The sequence below is a fragment of the Pseudomonas cerasi genome, assembly GCF_900074915.1.
GTDB classification, from domain to species: Bacteria; Pseudomonadota; Gammaproteobacteria; order Pseudomonadales; family Pseudomonadaceae; genus Aquipseudomonas; species Aquipseudomonas cerasi.
In genome coordinates, this window is the sequence record NZ_LT222316.1 from 12,405 (window position 1) to 32,993 (window position 20,589).

18 protein-coding genes are annotated in these 20,589 nt (G+C 58.5%); 2 read left to right on the forward strand and 16 right to left on the reverse strand.

Features of this window, described 5'->3' with window-relative positions:
- The first annotated feature begins 54 nt into the window (after positions 1 to 54).
- Entirely contained in the window at positions 55 to 336 is a 282-nt protein-coding gene (locus PCPL58_RS30500; protein WP_065348680.1) for a hypothetical protein, read from the forward strand.
- Positions 317 to 1,546, forward strand: a complete 1,230-nt coding sequence (locus PCPL58_RS01780; RefSeq protein WP_065348681.1) for an IS91 family transposase — start codon at positions 317 to 319, stop codon at positions 1,544 to 1,546. Before PCPL58_RS30500 ends, PCPL58_RS01780 begins: the two co-directional genes overlap by 20 nt.
- Before the next feature lie 750 nt (positions 1,547 to 2,296).
- Here PCPL58_RS01780 and PCPL58_RS01785 read toward each other — a convergent pair.
- From PCPL58_RS01785 to traO, 16 genes are all read right to left on the reverse strand, one after another.
- On the reverse strand, positions 2,297 to 3,115 hold the full coding sequence (locus tag PCPL58_RS01785; RefSeq protein WP_232002789.1) for a hypothetical protein: 819 nt from the start codon (positions 3,113 to 3,115) through the stop codon (positions 2,297 to 2,299).
- 409 nt (positions 3,116 to 3,524) lie between these two features.
- Positions 3,525 to 3,953: a GntR family transcriptional regulator gene (locus tag PCPL58_RS01790; protein WP_011107000.1), complete on the reverse strand. Its 429-nt coding sequence runs from the start codon at positions 3,951 to 3,953 to the stop codon at positions 3,525 to 3,527.
- Between the two features lie 77 nt (positions 3,954 to 4,030).
- Positions 4,031 to 6,319, reverse strand: coding sequence for an F-type conjugative transfer protein TrbC (trbC, locus tag PCPL58_RS01795; protein ID WP_065348682.1), 2,289 nt, complete (start codon positions 6,317 to 6,319; stop codon positions 4,031 to 4,033).
- Complete coding sequence (locus PCPL58_RS01800; protein ID WP_065348683.1) at positions 6,306 to 7,391, reverse strand: thioredoxin fold domain-containing protein; 1,086 nt, start codon at positions 7,389 to 7,391, stop codon at positions 6,306 to 6,308. The genes trbC and PCPL58_RS01800 overlap by 14 nt, the downstream gene beginning before the upstream one ends.
- Positions 7,392 to 7,476: 85 nt before the next feature.
- Positions 7,477 to 8,676: a secretion/conjugation apparatus DotM-related subunit gene (locus tag PCPL58_RS01805; RefSeq protein WP_065348684.1), complete on the reverse strand. Its 1,200-nt coding sequence runs from the start codon at positions 8,674 to 8,676 to the stop codon at positions 7,477 to 7,479.
- A 92-nt stretch (positions 8,677 to 8,768) separates the two neighbouring features.
- Entirely contained in the window at positions 8,769 to 9,428 is a 660-nt protein-coding gene (excA, locus tag PCPL58_RS01810; RefSeq protein WP_044424882.1) for a plasmid IncI1-type surface exclusion protein ExcA, read from the reverse strand.
- A complete protein-coding gene (locus PCPL58_RS01815; RefSeq protein ID WP_032707393.1) occupies positions 9,415 to 11,559 on the reverse strand; it encodes a DotA/TraY family protein in 2,145 nt (714 codons plus the stop codon). Before PCPL58_RS01815 ends, excA begins: the two co-directional genes overlap by 14 nt.
- 130 nt (positions 11,560 to 11,689) lie before the next feature.
- Complete coding sequence (gene traX, locus PCPL58_RS01820; protein ID WP_004642775.1) at positions 11,690 to 12,268, reverse strand: conjugal transfer protein TraX; 579 nt, start codon at positions 12,266 to 12,268, stop codon at positions 11,690 to 11,692.
- Positions 12,258 to 13,472 carry a conjugal transfer protein TraW gene (traW, locus tag PCPL58_RS01825; protein WP_065348685.1) on the reverse strand — a complete coding sequence of 405 codons (1,215 nt, stop codon included), beginning with the start codon at positions 13,470 to 13,472 and terminating at the stop codon, positions 12,258 to 12,260. The genes traX and traW overlap by 11 nt, the downstream gene beginning before the upstream one ends.
- Before the next feature lie 42 nt (positions 13,473 to 13,514).
- Positions 13,515 to 13,751: a hypothetical protein gene (locus PCPL58_RS01830; protein ID WP_007247241.1), complete on the reverse strand. Its 237-nt coding sequence runs from the start codon at positions 13,749 to 13,751 to the stop codon at positions 13,515 to 13,517.
- A 23-nt stretch (positions 13,752 to 13,774) separates the two neighbouring features.
- Positions 13,775 to 16,831, reverse strand: a complete 3,057-nt coding sequence (locus tag PCPL58_RS01835) for a conjugal transfer protein (RefSeq protein ID WP_065348686.1) — start codon at positions 16,829 to 16,831, stop codon at positions 13,775 to 13,777.
- Positions 16,806 to 17,417, reverse strand: coding sequence for a hypothetical protein (locus PCPL58_RS01840; protein WP_060404095.1), 612 nt, complete (start codon positions 17,415 to 17,417; stop codon positions 16,806 to 16,808). The genes PCPL58_RS01835 and PCPL58_RS01840 overlap by 26 nt, the downstream gene beginning before the upstream one ends.
- Before the next feature lie 81 nt (positions 17,418 to 17,498).
- Positions 17,499 to 17,894: a DUF6750 family protein gene (locus tag PCPL58_RS01845; protein ID WP_005740383.1), complete on the reverse strand. Its 396-nt coding sequence runs from the start codon at positions 17,892 to 17,894 to the stop codon at positions 17,499 to 17,501.
- Positions 17,895 to 17,969: 75 nt separating this feature from the next.
- Positions 17,970 to 18,512, reverse strand: coding sequence for a conjugal transfer protein TraQ (gene traQ, locus PCPL58_RS01850; protein ID WP_065348687.1), 543 nt, complete (start codon positions 18,510 to 18,512; stop codon positions 17,970 to 17,972).
- A gap of 8 nt (positions 18,513 to 18,520) precedes the next feature.
- Positions 18,521 to 19,231: a conjugal transfer protein TraP gene (gene traP, locus PCPL58_RS01855; protein ID WP_065348688.1), complete on the reverse strand. Its 711-nt coding sequence runs from the start codon at positions 19,229 to 19,231 to the stop codon at positions 18,521 to 18,523.
- Complete coding sequence (gene traO / locus PCPL58_RS01860; RefSeq protein ID WP_065348689.1) at positions 19,228 to 20,586, reverse strand: conjugal transfer protein TraO; 1,359 nt, start codon at positions 20,584 to 20,586, stop codon at positions 19,228 to 19,230. The genes traP and traO overlap by 4 nt, the downstream gene beginning before the upstream one ends.
- Between the last annotated feature and the right edge of the window lie 3 nt (positions 20,587 to 20,589).

A 20,589-nucleotide genomic window follows, 5' to 3' on the forward strand; every position in this document is an offset into this window, starting at 1 on the left:
AATCGGTTATCATAGCCAAAATTGAGTCGATCCCTCCTCAGCACAGGCTTACACATGGCGTCAGAGACAAAAAAACGTAAACGGGCAAGCCGGGCAAAAGCCAAGGCAAAGCAGACCCGTCTCCAACGCGCCGGGCATACCACCTTCGTTCCCGATACCGAATTTTTCTTCGATGTCGATCCTTTGGGTGATGTCGATCTTTGTAGTTGCTGCCAGACAGCGTATCTGAACGACAGGTTTCCCGACGCTTCTTGCGTAAGCGTTTCGATGAGAGAAGGGCCAGGCGGATTCGCCATCACCGCCGTCATTCACCACGATGAGGAGCCGCCCTGCTGACGTGGCCTCTGCACCGCCTGCTTACAAACCTCGACCGCTCAAAAACCTCTTCACGGCCAACGGCTGCTGGGCAGATTTGCTGGAAGCCGGCGGTCTGCGCCAAATCGAAGTGGAGTCGATCAGCAAAATGCTCGCCTGCGGCACCTCGATACTGGGCGTCAAACACTACACCTGTGCCAATGAGCATTGCCCGCACGTCAAATACCTGTGCAACACCTGCCATTGCCGGGCCTGTCCTTCCTGCGGCAAAAAGGCCACCGACCAGTGGATCGCCGTGCAAAACAACCGTCTGCCCGACTGCCCCTGGCAGCATCTGGTGTTCACGCTGCCCGACACGCTGTGGTCCCTGTTCTTCTACAACCGCTGGCTGCTCGATGCGCTGTTTCGTCTGGCGGCCGATAACCTGATCTACACCGCCAAGCGGCGCGGTTTGCGCGTCGGGATTTTCGGGGCGCTGCACACCTATGGCCGGCGGCTCAACTGGCATCCCCACGTCCACCTGTCGGTGACCGCGGGCGGCCTGGATGAGCAGGGCGTCTGGAAAAATCTGTCGTTCCACAAAGAGGCCCTGCGGCGGCGCTGGATGTGGCTGGTGCGCGATTACCTGCTGGGACAGCCGCTTTCGCAATTGACGATGCCGCCGCAGCTGGCCCACATCCACTGTGAAAGCGACTGGCACCGTCTGATACTGACCGCTGGTGGCCAGCACTGGCACATCCACTTGTCGAAGAAGACGGAAAACGGCCGAAAGACCGTCAATTACCTGGGCCGCTACCTGAAAAAACCGCCGATCTCGGGCAGTCGTCTGGCGCATTACACCTGCGGGGCCACGTTGAGCTTTACCTACCTGGATCACCGCACGCAGACCTATCAGCAGGAAACGCTAAGCCAGGCCGACATGCTGCGCCGGGTGGTGCAGCACATCCCGGAAAAGCATTTCCGGATGATCCGGTATTTTGGTTTTCTGGCCAATCGGGTCTGCGGGCAGTACCTGCCAAAGGTCTATGAAGCACTGAAGATGGCGACGCCAGGACCGGTATCAAAGCTGTATTTTGCGCCGATGGCCAAAGCCTTTCTAAACGTCGATCCGTTCCGTTGCGTGCTGTGTGGCGCACGGATGGTATACACGGCGGCAATCAGCGGGCTGACGGTGCAGGGACTGGTCCTCAACGCTCAGGCAATCGCGCAGATGAGGTACGTGAAGCCCTGACAGGGGGAAGGTGCGTCCGCACCTAGGCTCAGCGGTAAAATAACCTGCACAAATTCGGATTGATAGGGATTTTCACTGCATAAGTAACGCATCAGCGTCTTCCTACGCATCGCTATGAAGGCATGACGCCTCCTTCACAGCGTCAGGTTCATGCATAGGCATTTTGAAATTCCTATGCATCAAGAAGTAACTCATGCCAAGCCGACCAGCTGCGCAAAACGCATGCCTTAATTGAAGGCAAAGAGCGATTGACCATGCACATTATTTTTCTGAGCAGGCTGCGCGCACACGCGCCCGGTTGAGGACTGGGGCGGCTTGCCGCCCTGGGCCGATTTATCCGGGTCTTAGCGCCCGCAGGGTGGCCGCAGGCCAGGGCAGGGCAGCTTCATCGGCCTGGGCCGCTTAGACAGGCTGTTTCACTGACGTATAGGCGCAGACATACGCGCCGTGCCGAAGGCACGACTTGCGCGTGCATTACCGCTTTATGAGGTGGTTTCCACCGCGTAAATCCCTGTTTTTCCTGAAAGGGGAAACTGAAGGGGGGATAAAATTTCATTTATTTCAAACACTCCAATGCGCCACCTCCGGCGTGGCCACAAAGAGCCGTTGGCACAGCCAAAAAGCGGCACAACCAGCGCCGTCGAGCGGTCATTGTGGTGCCTGGCCATAAGGCCACCAACCGCCCTTAAATCGCAGGCGTGACAATGCCTCCGCGTGAGCGGATGCAGTTTTCAGACAACGTGGGGCCTGTTAGGCTTTTTTGCTCCTCGACGCCAGGAGCCTATCCAGCGCACTGGACACGGTGTTGCTCACTGGCGGCGATGTGCTGGAGTCCGCGACATCTTGCGTATCCGGTACGCCCGCCTCCCGATTTTCCTTGGCCTGCCAGCGCTGACGCGACGTTTCACGGCGCTGGAGTTCCAGAGAGTGCTTTTCCATGTCCGCCAAGCGCTGTTGCCCTATGTCGCGCAGCTGAGCATCGCGACGCTTCTTGGCCGACTTCTGCACGCGTTCATGAACATAGGCCAGGCCAAGGTCTTTCCAGAAAAGCTTGGTGAAGCGGATCAGGACGCGGGTGCGCACCAGGTGCAGACCGTTATCGTCCTTCTCGTCCAGGCGAATGCGCTCGATACGGCGGTACACATACCCCGCATCATCCAGGGTTTTCATCAGGCGACACAGCGCTGGTGCAGAGATACCGGCATCCTCGGCAATGCCACACTGAGTGTTCAGCACATAACGGCCATTGGCAGGGTCGATGTAGCCCAGCACGCTGGTGGCCAGGTCCAGACGCACCAGCAGCTGCTCGGCCACGCGCTCAATGGCCAGAAACTTCTCTCGCCGGGTACGCCGATCGCCGTGAACGCCATCCAGGCGGCGCAGGTATTGGCCCCGGTAGCGGTCCATGTTGCTCAGGCGCTCATAGGCCGAGCGGATCAGGGGATTTTTAAGCTGTTGTTCAGAGAGGTGACGGGGAGCCGCGTAACGGGCAGGCTTTGCCCGACCGGGGCGACGTAAAGCAGAGTGAGGGTCAGAAGGGGAGAGCCTGACAGCCTTGAGGTGCCTCATGCTTCACCGCCTTGGCCATGAAGGCCATGCGCTACGGTAAAAAGTGTCAGGTTTTGGTGATGCTGGGGGTACAGGTCTGCCTTTAGAAGGGGCACAGCCTGCTGAAGAATCTTTTCCATAAGTCCACCGTTCAGCGGTGAACTGAAGGCTTCACTTTTGACGGCTTGCACAAAGCCGCAGTGAACGCCATAATCAGCTCACGTTATGTGTGTTGAACAGGTGTCGATTGAGCATCTGGCCTGTTCAAGATTTTCCAAAAAGCCCCGCCGGCAAGCGGGGCTTTTTGGTTTCTGCAATTCGTGAATCTACATCGTCGCTTTCCTGCAAATAAAACTGTGCCGGATAGTAGCATGGGAGCCTCGCTTTTCGCGTTACAAAATCCGTTGCTTTCAACAAGCTAGGTCAGTCATCAGCACGTGGTAGGGCGCAGTTGACCCAGGACACGCAGGATTTCGTTTTCAAAGGCCACTTTTGATTCGAAATCGCCCAGCTTTGTATGGCGTTCTGCAACGCACCTCAGCAAGCCCGGCAGATGACCGTACTGGGGAGGCTCATTGCCGTTCGTGACTAGGTAGCTTTTGTGGTACTGCGCGGCGATATAGCCCTGCGTCTCCAACGAACGCAGCGCTTCGCGCACCGGCATACGGCTGACCTGGAAGGCATTGGCAATGGCTTGATGCGTAAGGGGTTCACCCGGTTCAAGCCGCCCATCAATGATGGCTTCGCGAAGCGCCACTTCAATTGTCTCCCGGGGCAGCGCTACAGGCCGTGCAATGCCGAGGGCTATGGTTTCAAGCACGTGCTGCGCGTGCAGTTTCTGCGTTTTGCGGTTACTCATTTACAGCTCCTTTTTACGCATGCGACACAACCCTGCGCCGGCGCATCGGTATCGGCGCGGCACAGGGTTGCGGTCTATTAATCCCAGTCGAACGGCGCCGGCGAATACGATCCGTCGTCGAAATAGGGCGGTGACTGGTCGTGGCTTGGTGGAACAGGCGTTGCGGCTCTAGGTGCAGGCGCCTTGCCCTTCACTTTCGGCGCTCTGGCCGGATCGATGTGCTGCGCCTGGTAGGCCTGCAACCGCTTGCTGCCGACGGTCAGGTCCAGCGCCGTGGACGATTGCGCCACGTAGCCGCTTCCGCGCTTGGGCACATGCTCCAGCGCTGTGTGCCATAACAAGGTGCTGCGCACTGCCGCTCCAGGACGGCGACGCCAGATCAGCCGCCACTCTTCTCCCAGCTCGTTCAAGACGACCAACGTCGGATCTGTCAGCACCAGGTTTTCAAGGTCTGAACGGCCAGGCTTCATCGCCAGGTGGTACAGGATCTGCTGCACGCGGTCCGCGCGCGGATAGCTGCGCCGAATGCGGGCAGGTGCACCGGCCAACAAGGTGTCCAGCGCTGGCGGGGCCACCTCGATGAAACGGTTGATCCGGATCGCTTCCTTGGACAGCTTGTCAGCATCGTGAATGTACAAGGAGCTGCCGCGAATCACTTGTCCGTTGAACAGCGTGATGTTTTCCCCCTCCTTGAGCTGCTGCACTTCCTCGACGCTGACTTTCTTCTCATCTTTCAGGCTCAGTGTGTCTGCTTCCTCCCAGCTGGCCCCCATGATTCCGGCCTGACGCACCATACCGCTCATCACTGGCAGGTACTCGGTACCGGCCATCAACTGCAGTATTTCGAGAGTGTCCTTGGGGTCCATGATCTTGCCGGTGATTCGGACCCCCATGTTCCCGATCAGCGTCCACACCTTGTCGCCGGCCGCCGACTTGAGGCGCTGCGCCTCCTGACTCGCCAGGAGCAGGCAAAACCCCAGGGAGCGTACCTGCGTGGCCAGCTCGCCGAGCTTTTCGGTGTAGTAGGCCCCGACCTCGTCGCAGATCCACAAGAACGGAAAGCGGTCCTTGTACTTGCGGATCACCAGGATGTCTTCGGGTTTGCCCTCCAGTTTCTCCCCCAGATCCTGGCTCAGGATCATGGCCAATTGCGACACGTACAGACGCCCAAGGGTCGCGGCCTCGGTCGAGGAGATTTCCAGCGCAGGAATCAGGACCACCAGGATGCGATCGTTATGCACCACGTCCTTGAGGTCTATGTCGCCGGCGTCACGAGCAAACACATGGCCGTAGGTGTCATTGAACAAGGCCAGCATGCGGGTGAACTGCTGGATCAGAAAACCATGCTGATCCAACGCGGTGGTCGCCCATTCCTCCGGCGAATCCACCTTGGCCAGGTCAAAACCGGACAATGTGCCCAGGTAGTTTTTCAGGGGTAACTGGGCGTCTTCATGCCATTGCTGTTCCACCGACTGGATGTAGAGCTTGGCAATGGCCCGCAACGGCAAATGTGCCTGGATCGTGCGCTGGGACATGACCGTGCCTTCACGCCGGCACTTGTACACCAGGGAGAACACCAAAGCCTGAATCATGGCCCGGGCTTTCTCTTGCCAGCCGGCATCGTTGCCCGCAGGAGGCAACATCGAATCCATCAGGTTGATGATGTAGGTTTCCTGAGCAATACCGAACGCGTTGACGGTATTGGTCTGCCCTCTGCTTTTGTTGTCCTCCAGCAGTTCCTGTGCCCTGGAGCGGCCCCCGGTAATGAAGTTCATCATCCGAACGTCGTCTTCACGGCCAAAGCGTCGGGCCAGCGACACGATCGCGGCGGCCACATCATTTTGGGCCTTGCCGTCCGAATAAATCAGGCCCTTTCCATAGCCCAGCTGGCCCAACACGTACCCCAGCAGTGCTTCGGTTTTGCCGGCACCGGTTGTACCGAACATCAGAATATGGCGGGTCATGTCATCCAGCGACAGCCACAGTTCACGCCCGGCGTCCCGACCGCGCAGGTACCCCATGTACAAGATGCCCGCTGCCTTGAGCATCACCGTGCGCATGGCTGTGACCGGCAAGAAACCCAGCAGCTTGCCCGTCACCTGGCGTTGCGTCGAAGGGTCGAGGCGGTCCATGTCTGAAGGCATGCGCATGGGCATCTGCCAGGGTTCGAGCAGCATGACAGGTGACCAGACCAGCAAGGCCGGCAGACTGAGCCACAGGCTGACCGGGTACAGAACGCCTCCCACCACAGACCCGGCCAGGCCCAGCGTCAGACTACCGGGGCCCATCAACCACTCAGCCAATGCCGAGTGGTAAACCCGCCGATTAAGGCGGGTGCGCTCGACGGCGTAGTCATTGGGGCGCATTCGACACCTCCTGAACCTGGCGGGCAGGTTGCTCATCGAGGAAGGCTTTGAGCCTGATCGGATCACGCAACAACGCCTGCGGCACATAGCGCCCATCGTCGCTGATCACCCAGGGCGTGCCCGGTATGCGATAGGCCTGATAGGCCGTCTGGTTGATCCCCAAGGCCTTTTCTGCCACATCGCACGTGCCTACTGGTTGCGCCGCTTTCAACTCCACCCCTTCCGACGCCGGCTTTAACGGGGGTTTCCCAAGGTTCACACCCTCGGGGGCTGCATCAAACAGGCGATCCCACGCAGCTTTGCGTTGCTCATGCGGCAAGCACAGCACCGGCGTGATGGCGGCTATCGACTTCTCCTTGCCGATCACCGGCACAGGAAAAACCACCACGTTGAAGGCGTCGGAGAGCGTGTTGAGGGACGACTCCAGACGCTGGCAGTTCGGACAGCCAGGGTCCGAAAAGACATACAGCGTGCGCGCGTGACCGCTGGAATAGTCAACGGTGAACAGCTTGCGCTCCGCAGCGTTGTGCAGCTTTTGAGGGAGTGTGGCCCGAACCTCCCTGGGCAATGTCCAGCCATCGTCAGGTGCCACGTCTGCAGCGGACTGGCGTGGCTCAGAAGCGATCGGCGCCGGCGCGCTGCGCTTGGCCAGGTCCGGCTTGGGGGCGCTCGGGACTGAGGGCGTGATGACCTGGGCCGCCGGCATTACAACAGGCAATTCAAGCGCTCGGCCAAGCCATAGGGCACCGAGGCAAAGCACAACCAACAGCACGAACACGCTCATCAGACGCCGCTGGGTCTTGCGTCGTCCATGACGCAGCAAAGCCCGCGACAGTGCGGTCAGTAGCTCATGGGTTTCGTCACTGTCATGGGTTTCAAGTGAGAATTCAAAACCCTGAACATCGCGGCAGACCACACCGTCATTGCTCAAATAAAACGAGTGCTGATGGCGAAGGTCCAGGGTGCAAATCGTGCGTGTCACGATGCCTTCTTCCTGATCTGCCTGATAGACAACCAGCTGATCGCCTTGAATGTCCACCGAAAACGGGGCGCGCAAAGATGCCGAGGCCATGGGGTTTCCTCTGATAGAAGATGAATTCAATTGAATGGAACAGTGTCAGAAAGGGGATATGAAGGGCGCGGCGAGACGTAGCGCTTCAGGCTGGCTCAGTTAACTCAGTAGACTGCGCGGCATACACCGCCGTCATGACAGGAAGGTCAGAGGCCTCCCGGCGTTTAGGCGTGATGACATGTCGCGCAAATACCAGACCGATGCTTTCCAACTCGGCCTGCAAGCCATCGATGGCCTGGGTCACCATCAACCCAGGACGTGGCAGCCCCAGCTTACTGGCATGGACTTCTGCCCGCGCCTGAGCCTGAACACCAGCGCCTTCCACAAACACCTTGGCCGTGTCGGCACTGTGCAAGGCATACCACAAAGTACGGTTAACCCCCTTGAGCCAGCGAAAGCGCGCCGGCGCCAAGCGCAGATCGCGGCCATACAAGGCCACCAGCGCGGTGCGCATCGATCTATGGCTTTGCAGCCACTCACTGACGCCCGGTGCTTTTGCAACGCGATCAAACCCCGCGTCGGCCAAGCCGTACAGCGGCGTCAACGAGAAGGTCTTGCGCCGCAACAACCCCTTGATCATGCAGGAACGGTTCAGGTCATCGAGCAACCGGGTCGCTGCCTTGCGGTCATTGAGGAAAACCTGCAGACCGAATACGGCCAGCAAGGCCCGTTCATAGGGTGTCAAGTCCAGAAGGCCATCATGAACATCTCCGACCTGTTCCTCGAACACCGCACGAGCGGCCTCCCGATCCAGCACTTTTCGCTGCACCAGGTTGTAACGTTCGGCAAACTCCTCGGGCTTTAGCGCCCAGGCATTGCTGGGAGAGGTATCGTTCATCAGGCCATCGGGACCAGACGCAGCCAAAACCGGGATGACCGAGGGTGCGAAACGGCTCACCAAGCCAGGCAACGTGTGAATGTTCACCAGACGTTTGCTGCGAAACGGCAGTACCGGATGCTGCGCCAGCCCCCAACTGCTCACAATCACCAGCGGTATCAGGAACAGCAGCAGAATCCCACTGGTAGCGTTCATCACCTCAAGCCACTCATCCAGCGTCACGGCCTTGGCGTGGTTGGCCACGTCGGCCAGCAGGTTGATCTTGCCACCGGCCCAGGCATGGATGAAGGGAAAATCCACCATTTTCCATAACCAATAAAGCGTCCAGGTGGTCCAGTACACGAAGATATCGAAGAACATCCAGCACAACAGGACGGCTGCACAAAGCGCCAATAACATCTGCGCTTGCTCGCCCTCCCATGCACCTTGGGATTGTCGATTTTGCATTGCGATGCCCCACAAATAGTCGCACCGCCCGAATTGGGCGGTGTGAGAAAAAGGTAAAGCGCGTCGGGAACAGCTGCGGAGGGGTTATGGCTTCACGCCAGGCGTGGGATCTGCACGTTCAGATCACGTTCAAGCGCTTCGAGGCGGTGATGCACATGCTGTTTGAATGCCTGGGCATTGGTGTATTGCTTTTGTCGCATGACTCCGATGGTGTCATACCAACGCTCTGCCCAAGGGCAGAAAATCTCAAGACGCGGCAGGTCAGTAAATTGCGTGAAGAGGCGAAAAATGTTGGTGCCTTCGACTTCGCATTTGGTCCAGTCATTCATGGTCAAGGCCACCACATCCACCTGCCCCTTTCGGATCCTGTGCACATACAGAATGGTGCCGTTTCGGGTATCGATACCCAAATACTTGCCGGCCCCTTGCTGGTAAATTTCATACCCTTCATCAGGGGAAAAATAGGCTGGGTCGCGCAGGGCTGCTGTGATGCTTTTCAACGTCCGTTTGCGGCTGCGTATTCCGTAAGCGAATATTCCAACCGACAAGAGTATTGCTGCCCAAATGAGGGCAGTCCCTAGTTCATCACCTGGCAGCCGATGATTAGTTCTAGAGGACGTTGTCATGGCCAGCATTGCTACACCAAAAAATAGTAAGAACGGGAAAGCAAATAGCATGTAGAGGGTTCTTACGATTCCCAACCACGCTTCTCCCGGCGTTTTCAGGCGTTGAATTGGCTTACTGAATGCCATCACCATTACCTCCCTCACTCGGCTTGTTAGTTTGCATTTTGATTCCTGGAGCGCGCTGCGCCCCGGTTCCAGCGGCACCAAACATGCCTTTCATATTGTCTACCATACCGCCCATGAGGTTAGCACCTTCGCGACCGCCCAGGAACGAAATCACATAATCAGCCAAAGACGCCTGAAGTCCAAAAAGACGCGTCACACCAAAGGTCGCAATACGGGCATAGATCATCAGCCAGCCTATTGCTTTGAAAATGCCTACCATGGAATCCGCATTGGCATTAGCAAGCGCTGAAGCAAACAGGAGGTTCAGGATCGTCCCGCCGGCCACCACTGTCACAGATGCAAAGAAGAACCCCAATACCATCAGCGAAGGCCGCAGCATCATGTCGATGAGGAATATATAGCCATAGGCACTACGGCTGCCTTTGTCTTCCTCTGCACCCAGGTGCGTTGCGGCCCACATCGGGCCAGCGGCGCACCCTACCAGTACGCTGACCAGCCAGTTGAATACACCCATCATCCAGAACAAGAAGGGTACCGCTGGCAGGAAGACGGCCAACGAGAACCCGATGGCCATCAGCGCGAACATCAAAAAGAAGAAAATGGGCGCAAGGGAATTTAATACGTCTTTCGCCACAGCCCCCCCATTAATGGCAAAAATACCTCCAAGTTTACCCAGTATTGAGTTGCTGGTTGCCGAGGCTGCGCCCACGGCGACTGCATAGACGGTTGTTAAGGTAGCCGTTACATCTAATGTTACGTCACCTACCTGTTGCATCTTAATCAGCGGGTTTACCTGATTGGAAAAACTGGCATCTGTTCCAATTTCCCAAGTTGCTATTGAGCTAATCGCTTTCTGCATCGGTTTGTTGAAAAAGCCCACGAACACAGAGTCTGGATCTGCCGCCGTAGCAGCGGCTCCATCATCCTTGGCAATCTGCGTCCCCAGTGGAGGCGTGTACGTGCTGTTCTGCACTTGCGCTTTGTAGGCCGCGAACACCTCGTTATACAAATCGCCAGTACCGTGTTCGCCCATGTTGCTCATACCGGTCACGACCGGTGTTGCCTTGGCCACGTCGTTGGTCTTGTTATTAGCTGTGGCAAAGGTGTGGTACCAGCTGCCCAGTGCCACCCAACCACTACTTTTGAGCTGGCTCGATAGCTGGCTCTGTAGCGTGTCTTTGAAGTCGATCTTGTTAATGGCCAGGTTCACCGTATTTTCATACGCCGCCGCTGCATTCTGGATCTGCGTTTCGACGTTCTGGAAGCTGCCTACATCCTGGTCACGCTTGCTCAGGTAGGTGTCTACGAACGCCTGTGCCGCTTGATCCAGGGTGCTCTGCATGGTGTCTAGCGCTTGGTGCTGCGCCGTGATCACCCCACTCGTGTCTACGTCACTGTCAAACAGCAGGTTCCAAGTCCCGGTCCGGCCCGTATTGGGTGTTTTGGCAGAACCACAGACCGCGCTGCCGTTGCCGGTGTCGTATTGGCCGTTGCCCCCCTTGGTGGTCATCAATGGCGTGTTGGCCACACCATCCGCATACAGCGACTCCAGCTCACTGTTGATCGCGTATTTGCACAGGTTCATTTCAAAGATGCCCCGCGCCGCGCTTCGGGTTGAAGGAGCCGTGGGTTGCGTCACCATCGAGTAGCCGCTGTCCATCATGTCCACGGCCTTGTCGGTCAGCAGATTGGCGCTGCCAATTCCCATTACCGAGGTGGCCCACAACATAGTGAGCTGGGCCAACGACCAGCCTGACTGAGTGGGTACGATTGTGATGAACCCTGCAAACGTCATGATCGGGTACAGGGCTGAACGACCGCCGTTGAATACCTGTCCCTGATGGCCGGCCTTCACAATGGTTTTCACCGTGATGGTCAAGAACCAGAACATGGCCAACACGCCCAAAAATCCATTAATGATTGCGAACAGCGACCCAATCAACGTGGGTTCTGAAGGTGCGAAGGGATCGACGACGACCTGGCCGAAGATCATCACCAGCGCCTGCCGGGAAAGGTCGTTGGTTTTTTGGGCCGCCGCGCTGATAGTCTGATAATCAACACTGTCGGCCAGTGCCGGCAGGGAGACAAGCAGCAACAGTCCCACCCACCCGAGTCTATTGGTAAGTTTCATAGCGTTTTACCGTGTGATATTCCGGACCAGGAGAGGAGCCGTACTGATGAAACAGAAAAAAAGCCGCACGCCAAAGCGCAAGCCGACCCAGAGCAAGAAGGTAGGGGTTTCCCTTACCTATTGGGGTGAATCACGTCCTCGCTCTCAGGGTTATGACCTGACGCACCCACCGGTTCTGAGCCCGGAAGTCCCTGAACGTGCCCCCTTCGCTCTCGCTGACGCGCCTCGTTTGCAGCTGCCATAGGCGGTAGGTGGCAATCAAGGCTTTGACGAACCCTGCTGCGCTCAAGCTGGCCAGCACCAGGGTTGTCTGCACCGCACGCAACAGGGTGCTGCCGGGAAGCCCTTGAACGAGCAAGACCATGGCCAGCAGCACGATTGCCAGACCGCCTGCGCTCATCATCAGGAACCACCAGCCAACCTGAATGCGCCTGAAATTGGTATGCAGTTGCTCCGGTGTCTTGCCGGACAGCGCTACGGCACGACTCCAGTCCAATGACTCAGCCGGCGTTTTTTCTCTATTGAGTAGAGTCCACGCCTGTTGAAGCCGGCCTACACCGGGTTTAACACCTCGGCGATAAAGCACTGCCAGGTCCGAAAATGGGTTGAGAATGGACAGGCCGACACTGCCCGCTTGCCTTAACGGGGTACGGGGCTTTTTGTCCTCCTGTGCGGCTCCTGACTCAGCCTGCGATTGATCAGTTTTCATGTGCGGTCACCCCCGAACTCATTTTTGCTCCCAGTTCCTGAAGCTGCGGAACGTATTTGGCGTCTGCCGCCAAGGCCAGTTGCTGGCCGGCAATGATGTTGGCCTGGCGTTGGTCGTTTTTGAGTCCCAACTGCAGCCAGTTGCCCAGGCTCTGCACGCGTACCAATTCACGTATCAGGTTGTCTCCGCTCAGGGCCTGAAGGTCGGTTTCATAGGCGGTATTGGCATAGCGCCTGCCCACCTCGAAAGCCTCGAGCTCGCGCTCGCTCATCACCCCGGTGCGTTGTGCTTGCTGGCTGCCCGTTGAAGCGAAGTACTCTGCCGCTGACGGATTCTGTAGCGCCTCTTGCAATGCCTCCTGTGTGGCCGGATTGGCCTGACTGGCGGCGATAATGTCTAGCTGCGGTTGAGTCGCGGCGCTCTGAATCGCCTTGTACTGGGTCATCAGCCCCTGATACTCACGTCCCGTGGCCGACTGGATATCGCCCTTGCCCGGTGCCCGCCCCCCGTCATGGCGTGCCGAGTTCTTCATGTACGCCATGCCCGCATCGACCTGATCCTGATTGAACGTCAGGTCAGGGGCCTTGCCCACGGCTCCCGCCCCGTCGATCAACGAGCGCATTTCGATGTCGCCTCCAGGCAAGCTTGAGACCTGCGGGCACAGATCTGTACCGCCGTACTGGGCCGATTCGCTTTGTGTGCAGTACTGCGCGTGCATGGCGGCACTGCGATAGCCACCCTGACGCGAGGCCACGGGCTCGGAAGCGATGGTCTTCTGCACCACAGCACTGCCGACGCCTGCCCCGCTGGCCAGCACCGCCGTTTGCGCACGGCTCACCTTCCCCACCGTGGCCGCGACCCCAGAGGCCGACTCGCTGCAGATGCTGTCAGCGACCGAGTACTGTTCTCGGGCACGCTCCAGGCGCTCGGTCTGACGGCCAAAAATATCGGCCTCGCGCTGGGCACGTGCGGCCTCAGAAATAACCGCGACTTGCTTGTCACTGGCCTGCACGATGGCCGTGCCGATTTGTGTCTCAGTGGTCAGGATTTCCGCCAGGGTAGCTTGAAGGCCGCCCATGGCCGGCATCACCTGCGTTTCAATAGGAACACTGCCCGTGACGGCCACCGGCTGGACGTACGCCAGGACCTGTTGGGTTTGCAGTACCCCCACGGCTATCGCCGTTAATGCATAGCGCTTTTTCACAATCACTTCCTCAAATGTCGTAGCCGGGACTGACATTTCCTATCAGTTCGCAACGCGCACCAGGTTCTCCGAGACCGTATCCGCCAGCTCGGTGTCAAGGTGTTCGCGCATGAACTGGATGACCTTATCCGTAGCGCCGATCCGAATACCGTTTGACCGGCCAACGACCAGCAACCGATGGTGCTTTGCCATCCAGGTGGCCAGCTCCGCCAAAGCCTGTAATTGATCCGGGCTCGCTTCACGCAAAGCGTCGTGCAGGGAATCATTTTCGTTATTCATGGAATGTGCTCTCCGTTTATTGGCTAGAGGTTGTAGCCGCGTTGTTTGATCAACTCGTTGGCCAGCGTGCGAATCACGTTGTTGGAATCAGCTTCACCCGCTTGCTTCTGGCGCAGCGCGATGAGTTTTTCTGCCGTGCCCTGGGGAAAGGCTTTGGCCAGGATGGCGCGAGCCGTGGCACCGCCGACGGCGTCATATAGCAACCTGCGCAGGGCACTGTCAGTCGGTGAAGAACCCAACGCCCATAGCTCCAGGGGCCCCATGGCGTTTTTCAGAATGCGCGCCAGGGTGCCGCCACCCTTGATTCGGAACACGCCCAAAAACGGTACGCCGCTGCCATCCGCTGCTGGACCTGAGCCCAAACGCTGAAAGCGCTGCAGAGTGACCTTGGGCACTTTGATGGTGTCGGTCAGAAGCTTCTCGTCCTTGGGGTCCACCTCCATCATGTACAGCGAGTTGGCCGAATTCAGAATGGCGTCGGGAAAGTCGCTCACGTACTGCGAGGACAACACCGTGCGTATGCCGAATTTGCGTTGCTCACGGTCCTGGGTTTCCAGCATGGGAAAGATGAAGGGCACCTGTTTGGCATTGTGCAGCTCGTCGTAGACCTTGGTTTTGACCTCCTGATCCAGCTGTTCCAGGCGGTCGAGATGCATGGGGTGGTAAAGCGTGGGCACCGCCTCCAACAGCTCATCCCGGTATTGCGGCAACACAAAATCGCCCCCCGCCACCTGGCCCGCAAACAGGAACATGATTCCGGTTTTCAGGTGGCCAGCATTGGTGGTGTTATCACCCATGACATTGTTCAGATCGATCGCGATCACTCGCGTGCGTGGACTGATCAAGAACTGCGTCCGCCCGGCCAGCATCTTGAATTCTCTACAGGCGTCAGTCATGCAGCGGTGCAAGTACTCCAGCAACAGCTCCTGACTGCCATCACGTTGCACCCGACCATAGGCGCTTTCTACGTCTTCATGGTTCAAGAAGGTGGTCATGTCGGCCAGTTCCGGCACCGCTTCGAACTGGGCCAGCTGCGCTTCCTTAACAAAGCCTGCTTCAAACAACAGATCGCGCACCTCATACCAGGTACTGCTATCCCACCACTGGGCCGGATAGCGCTCGATCAACCCGCTTTTATTCAAGGCAGTGTCCACTCCGGGGACGACCCCGCGCGCCCAGGCTCTGGGGCTTTTTTCGGCATTGGCGGTATAGGCCATGCTGATGACGCGGTCCAGTATCTGCCGGGTATCGCGTTCGTTTGGCGGGTTGCCGGTAGAGGGATCAATGCACATGGCCGTGAGCATGCTGATGATCCAGTTACGCTCGGGGGCGATCGGAAACCGCGCGCCCAGCTGGATATCGAACAGGTTCCGGCAATGCTTGGGGCTGTTCTGCAGCACAATGCCCACGACCTCGTCCTTGCGCTCCGGCGGCAGACTGTCGCGCAGCAAGGCGACTTGACCTTGCATCGAGAAACCTTTGTCCACCCCCGCCATGAACGGTAATCGCTGCTGGGCGCTGGACACCATGACATTGCCCAGCTTGTTCAGCAGCACCGACTTGCCCTGGCCGGAAGAGCCGGTGACCACACTGGTGAGCTTGTTCTGCTTGGGGGTGGCCAGACCGACCGGATAGAGCTTGCCATCGAGCGTAGCGAACAAGGCGTTGCCGTCTTCCTCCCAAGCCGAGGCCGGGCGGGTCAGCGGCAACAGGTTCAGCGCCTCTGAAAGCGGCGGATACAACAGGTTCGGGCCACTGCCTTTGCTGGAAGCCACCAGCGTCGAGGCCCATGCGCGTACCGGGTTGCCGAAGGTTTGCGTCACCTCGCACACCCCCCAGGCCTGAAAGGCCTGGGTCAGCAGCGTCAGATGGCGCGTCACTGCGGCCTGGCTGTCCCCCCAGGTGGAGGCCATGATCGTCATGACGCATACCGGCTCTTGTTGCTCAACCTTTGTCAGCGTTTCGATGGAGTTCCAGATGGGCCGAAGCGGCGGCACAAACGCCATGAAGTCCAACGTGCCTTTTTTCATGCCTAGCGACTTCATGCCCCCAGGCATCAGGTCCATGCGTACGCGCCAAGGCACGCCGCGAGGGACCAGCGATTTGAGCTTGGCAAAGGTCTGCGGCGTCTGCGGTCCCAGGACGACAGACAAGGTGCCATGCCACATCCCATTGACGCAGAGCTTGTTGCCGTTGGTTTCCATGTCCTGGTTCATCAGCTGAAATTTCAGCTGCGGGGCCAGAAACGGTGTGTGATCGTCGCCGTTACGTACACCGTGCGGGGTGATCGGATCATCAGGGAGCAGCGGGTACCAATGCTCACTGGTACCGAGCCGGTCCACTTGAGCGCGCAGCGCCTGGCCCACTGCATGGGCATCGAGCAGTTCCAGCAGCACACCCTGGCCGTCATCTCCAAAGGCAGCTTCCACTGCGCTCATGAAGGCGTCGTGGCGAATTTTCAGGCCGGCCATTTCAGCCAGGACCGGATTTTGTCCATACCGTGCATCCGGGCTTTGCCCGATCAACTGCTTGATACGGCGATTTTCATCGATCAGTTCATGCGCCGAGAGCGCCTTGCGCCCGGTGTAACACACAAGGTAGCAGCGTTCGCGCGAAACCCAGGGGGCCAGCTTTTCAACGTTTTCGTCCAGGATCGGCGTCAAGTCGATGCCGGTCCGTTTGACAGAAGCGTACTGAGGGGCCAGCAGGCGTTCGACGTCCTCGCGGCCTCGATCAGGGTCATCGTCGAACACCAGGCTGATTTTGTGTCCATGTCGGCGATAGTGGGCTGTCAGCGCATGCATCATGCGCTCCAAGCGGCCGGCCCAGGAATAAGGGGCCTCCAGGGGTGCCGCTTCGTCGGTGTCACAAAAACTGCCGGCAACGGCATACACCGAGCAGTAATCGCCATCGTCGTTGACCAGTACATACGGGGCATTGAGGGCTGGGTGGCGAGTGCGATCGTCGTCCGTCAGACGCAGTACCGTGTTCAAGTCGCAATAGTCGGGCAGATCGCGTGATACGGCAAACCGGGAGGTTTCTGTGATCAGGTCTTCAACCCAACGGATCAAGCTCGGCATAAAAGTCACTCCGTTTATAGGTGTCCCAGCTGCGGGAGGAAAGTGCCCCCGCGACCGTTTTGCCGGTGGGCAGTAATAGCGACAGATCCTCGAACATGTCCGCCGGCAGGATCAGGGCACAGCCTTCCAGGCGGTTTCGAAGGGTCGAGCGCTTGTGAGGAGGAAGACGCTGAAAGGCCATGGCGAATTCGCCGGCACGTGTCGTGCCCCAGGCTTGTTCCACCTCACGGCCATGTCGAGCCAGCCAGAGCAGAACCCTTTTGCCTTGGGCACGCTGCGTGCGGGTACCGCCGAGAATGGCAATCAGCGCACGACGCTGCAGGTGATGCACATCGGTCATGCTCATACCCGGCAGATAGGCCAGCAGTCCATGAGCCGCCGTTGGGCTGTCCAGGTGCCCGGCCAGGTAGCACAGGGTGCAAACCGCATGGGAGGCGGTAAACCCTGATCGGGCCCCCTGCCACAGCTTTTGAGTCCACAGTCCGCAGCAAGCGCACTGCTCGCCCGGCATAGCCGCCGGTACCGGCGTTTCAGGATCACCGCTGACATCGAGCATCAGGGGGATATGCGATAGATCAACATCCATAGCTTCGCCTTCTGCAAGCTTCAGAATTGGGTTTCAGAGGGGAGGCCCTGCGATGACCGAAGTCACCGCAGGAAGGTTGGCTTAGCCCACATCCACGGGTGCCAGGCCGACCTGCGCTTGTGAGCGCTTGATGATTTCAGGCACAACCACCAGGCATACCCCGAACAGGATGGACGCGACGATCGCGCCGATTTTGATCTGCGGGTTGTCTTTCTTGTTCTTGGCCGCGACCAGCCCACCGATCACGAAGATCACACCGACAAACTGAGCAATGGTCAGTGCAGATTTCTTAAGCGACGTGGCGCCTACCGCTGCCGAATCACCCATCCCGGCAATGTCGGCACCGGCAGCACCGGCAAAAGCCAGCACAGGGTTGGCAGCCATAGCTGCCGTCAGGCACTTCAATGCGCGTTGACGCAGACCGTCTTTGAAAACAGAAAGGCGAACAGCAGCGCACAGCATTACGTCTTTGGACATAACCAACTCCTAGGGATTAATCAGTAGGGTGTAACTATCGAAGGTGCGCCGAGGCGCTTTGACATCCCGATCTGCTTACAGCAGGCCGAGGGTTTTTTGCAGGGCGCTAAGCAGGTACGGATTGCATACGCAGAAAACGCCCAGGACAAACTTGAGGGTACCGCTTGAAACGTCCTGACTGGCCGATAGGCCCGTATGCCCGTCCTTGAACGAGCGTTTCCAGGACAACATGCCTTGCAGCGCGAACCAGACGCCCAGCATGCGCACCAGACTTAACACGGCATTGGCCGCATCGGCTGCGACACCAAAGGTGCCCACGTCCACGTAGCTGATGGCATCGAAGGTCGCGCCCTGCCAACCAAACTGGCGAGCGGCAGCACCGATCATTTGATCGAGGCCGGCCAGGCCACCACAGAGCAACAACACGGCGATGACCTTGCCGCCACCTTCCGCATGGCCAGGCGCTTTGCGCGCGGCACTGGCGTGAGTCGCGAGGTAGGTGACAGCGCCGGTGACCGCAAACAAGCTGCCCAGCGTGAAGGCAAAGTTGACGAAGGAAGTCAGCAGGTTGTGGGACAGATTGACCAACATTTGAATCGCGTCAGTACTGCCGTCCATGATTTACCTCATTTGATTGTGCCCGCGCTGGTCAGCACTTCACGGGCCTGGGGATTGATGCCGGTGACGGTCACCTGGCCCAGTTTCTCGCCGGGACTGACGGCCCAGGTCTTGTCCTGCCAGTACACCCAGGCCATGCCGTTCTGAATGGCTTGCACGCGCATGCCATTCAACGGCGAACGTGTTTTAGCGACTGGCTTGCTGGCCTGCTGTGTCGTGGTCGTCGCACCAGGTCGTCCTTCAAGGAAGGACACACGTGCTGACAAGACGCTGTTTTGCGCTTGTGCCTCGGCCAATTGCTGTTGCAGCGCCTGTTGTGCAACACCCTGAGTCTTGATCGTTTCGGACAAGCGCTGGATCGCGGTGCGATTCACCTCTGCGTAGGTACGCACCCCGCCGATCATGGCCGCGACCTCGTTCTTGAACTGGCCCAAATCAGACTCGGCAGCGGCTGCAACAGGGTGGGTACTCGACTGTTCAGCGGGCAAAGGCTGCTGTTCTAAGTCATTTTCAAAGGCCAGGCGATTGACTGACGGGTTTTCTTCGCGGGCAAACAAGTACCAGCCAACCAGTGCCAATAACAGGGCAATGCCGATCAGCCAGGGCAGTGAAAGCCCCATGACGATCGGGCGTTGCCACACGCTACGACTGGGAGCCTGGGTGGGAGCCGGCATTTCAATAGTCGATGCCTTGGGCTCTGCTGGACTGAACTCGCTCATTGTTGACTCTCCTGCAGCTTGCGCTGCGCCTGGATTCGCGTCTGGGTCTGCGCACGCCATTGATCAGGCGTCAGCGGTTGAGCTGGGGACTGCGGTTGTGCCGACATGACGGCCTGAGCGGGAGCCGCAGGTTGCACCGTTTCACCGCTTCGCCCTGGGGCAACGGCATCACCTGCGTATACGCCTCGCATGAACTGAATCGCGACCACCTGCCCCTTGAACACATTGACCTGGGTGGCCGGGGTGCGAGCGGCATCATCCGTCAGCACTTTGGCCGCCTGGCCGGCGGCACCGCCCAGAATGGTACCGGCGACCGCCGTTCCATCCGGCATGCCTGGTCGAGCGGTCTGGGTGGAAAAGCCATTGCTGAGGACCTGAGTATTGGCTTGTGAGTACATGTCGCTGATATTGCCAATGCCGCCCAGTACCGCTGGCAACACAATGCGTGACATGTAGCGATGGTTCACTTCAGAAGCCACGTTGGCCAACAGGGTGTCGTCCTGAAGCGCATAGGCATCGACTTTGTAATTGACGCCCTTGAAGGCCATTTCAGTGAAGTGGATCACCACACCATCACCGGCCAACCTGGCGCCCTCGGGTGCCTTGAGCACAGCCCCGGCATACGGCCCGGACAGCTTGCCCAGCACCGGCGTGGTGCTGTTGTCCGAGTCCACACCGATATCGATCACGCCAGCCCCGCGCCAGTAGGGCGGCACCACTTCGACAGGTGAATAGGGTTCTGCGGTGCTTTTCATGGAAGCGGTTTTCAGCTTGGCACCTCCCGGCAGGGTTTCACTCCAGCTGTCATAGCCTCCAGCAGAACCCGTGGTCGTATCGCCTGAGCCATTCAAAGCGTTAGTTCCCCCTAAAACATGGGCGAAGACCAGTCCGGACCGCCGCTCTTCGGCTTTTTTTTCAGGATTGATCCGTGCGAGCAATGCCTTCAGACGCGGGTCTTCCTTCTTTTCGGAGTCTTTTGAGTTCTCGTCCTGACGAGTACGGCTACGCCGGGCGGTAGGCTCTGACTGAGGGGCAGGCTTGGCCTTCGTCACAGGCAGCATCACGCTCGTCTGCTCCATGGGCATACTGGCAATGAAGCTGCTGTTTTCGTTTTTAGCCGTGCTGGCCCCTTCCTCGTTGTATTGCTTGAGCAGATCGCGATAGGCAGGGCTTTCCGTGCTGTGGCTGCGCGAAGCTTGTGCCACTCGACCCAGGTCTACCTTCGATTGCGCCGGCTCAGGCCTGGCCAGCCAGTCCCAAAGGTAATAGGCACCGCCAAAAACGACCACCAATGCGCCTCCAACCAGCGCTGCGGTGAGTTTCATGTCGCGTTTGGCATCGTTTTCGTTTGCCATGAT

What these genes read in the sequence shown, in the direction of transcription:
- PCPL58_RS30500 (WP_065348680.1), top strand. Translation starts at nt 55, where the DNA reads ATGGCGTCAGAGACAAAAAAACGTAAACGGGCAAGCCGGGCAAAAGCC.
- PCPL58_RS01780 (WP_065348681.1), top strand. Translation starts at nt 317, where the DNA reads ATGAGGAGCCGCCCTGCTGACGTGGCCTCTGCACCGCCTGCTTACAAA.
- PCPL58_RS01785 (WP_232002789.1), bottom strand. Translation starts at nt 3,115, where the DNA reads ATGAGGCACCTCAAGGCTGTCAGGCTCTCCCCTTCTGACCCTCACTCT.
- PCPL58_RS01790 (WP_011107000.1), bottom strand. Translation starts at nt 3,953, where the DNA reads ATGAGTAACCGCAAAACGCAGAAACTGCACGCGCAGCACGTGCTTGAA.
- trbC (WP_065348682.1), bottom strand. Translation starts at nt 6,319, where the DNA reads ATGCGCCCCAATGACTACGCCGTCGAGCGCACCCGCCTTAATCGGCGG.
- PCPL58_RS01800 (WP_065348683.1), bottom strand. Translation starts at nt 7,391, where the DNA reads ATGGCCTCGGCATCTTTGCGCGCCCCGTTTTCGGTGGACATTCAAGGC.
- PCPL58_RS01805 (WP_065348684.1), bottom strand. Translation starts at nt 8,676, where the DNA reads ATGCAAAATCGACAATCCCAAGGTGCATGGGAGGGCGAGCAAGCGCAG.
- excA (WP_044424882.1), bottom strand. Translation starts at nt 9,428, where the DNA reads ATGGCATTCAGTAAGCCAATTCAACGCCTGAAAACGCCGGGAGAAGCG.
- PCPL58_RS01815 (WP_032707393.1), bottom strand. Translation starts at nt 11,559, where the DNA reads ATGAAACTTACCAATAGACTCGGGTGGGTGGGACTGTTGCTGCTTGTC.
- traX (WP_004642775.1), bottom strand. Translation starts at nt 12,268, where the DNA reads ATGAAAACTGATCAATCGCAGGCTGAGTCAGGAGCCGCACAGGAGGAC.
- PCPL58_RS01830 (WP_007247241.1), bottom strand. Translation starts at nt 13,751, where the DNA reads ATGAATAACGAAAATGATTCCCTGCACGACGCTTTGCGTGAAGCGAGC.
- PCPL58_RS01835 (WP_065348686.1), bottom strand. Translation starts at nt 16,831, where the DNA reads ATGCCGAGCTTGATCCGTTGGGTTGAAGACCTGATCACAGAAACCTCC.
- PCPL58_RS01840 (WP_060404095.1), bottom strand. Translation starts at nt 17,417, where the DNA reads ATGGATGTTGATCTATCGCATATCCCCCTGATGCTCGATGTCAGCGGT.
- PCPL58_RS01845 (WP_005740383.1), bottom strand. Translation starts at nt 17,894, where the DNA reads ATGTCCAAAGACGTAATGCTGTGCGCTGCTGTTCGCCTTTCTGTTTTC.
- traQ (WP_065348687.1), bottom strand. Translation starts at nt 18,512, where the DNA reads ATGGACGGCAGTACTGACGCGATTCAAATGTTGGTCAATCTGTCCCAC.
- traP (WP_065348688.1), bottom strand. Translation starts at nt 19,231, where the DNA reads ATGAGCGAGTTCAGTCCAGCAGAGCCCAAGGCATCGACTATTGAAATG.
- traO (WP_065348689.1), bottom strand. Translation starts at nt 20,586, where the DNA reads ATGGCAAACGAAAACGATGCCAAACGCGACATGAAACTCACCGCAGCG.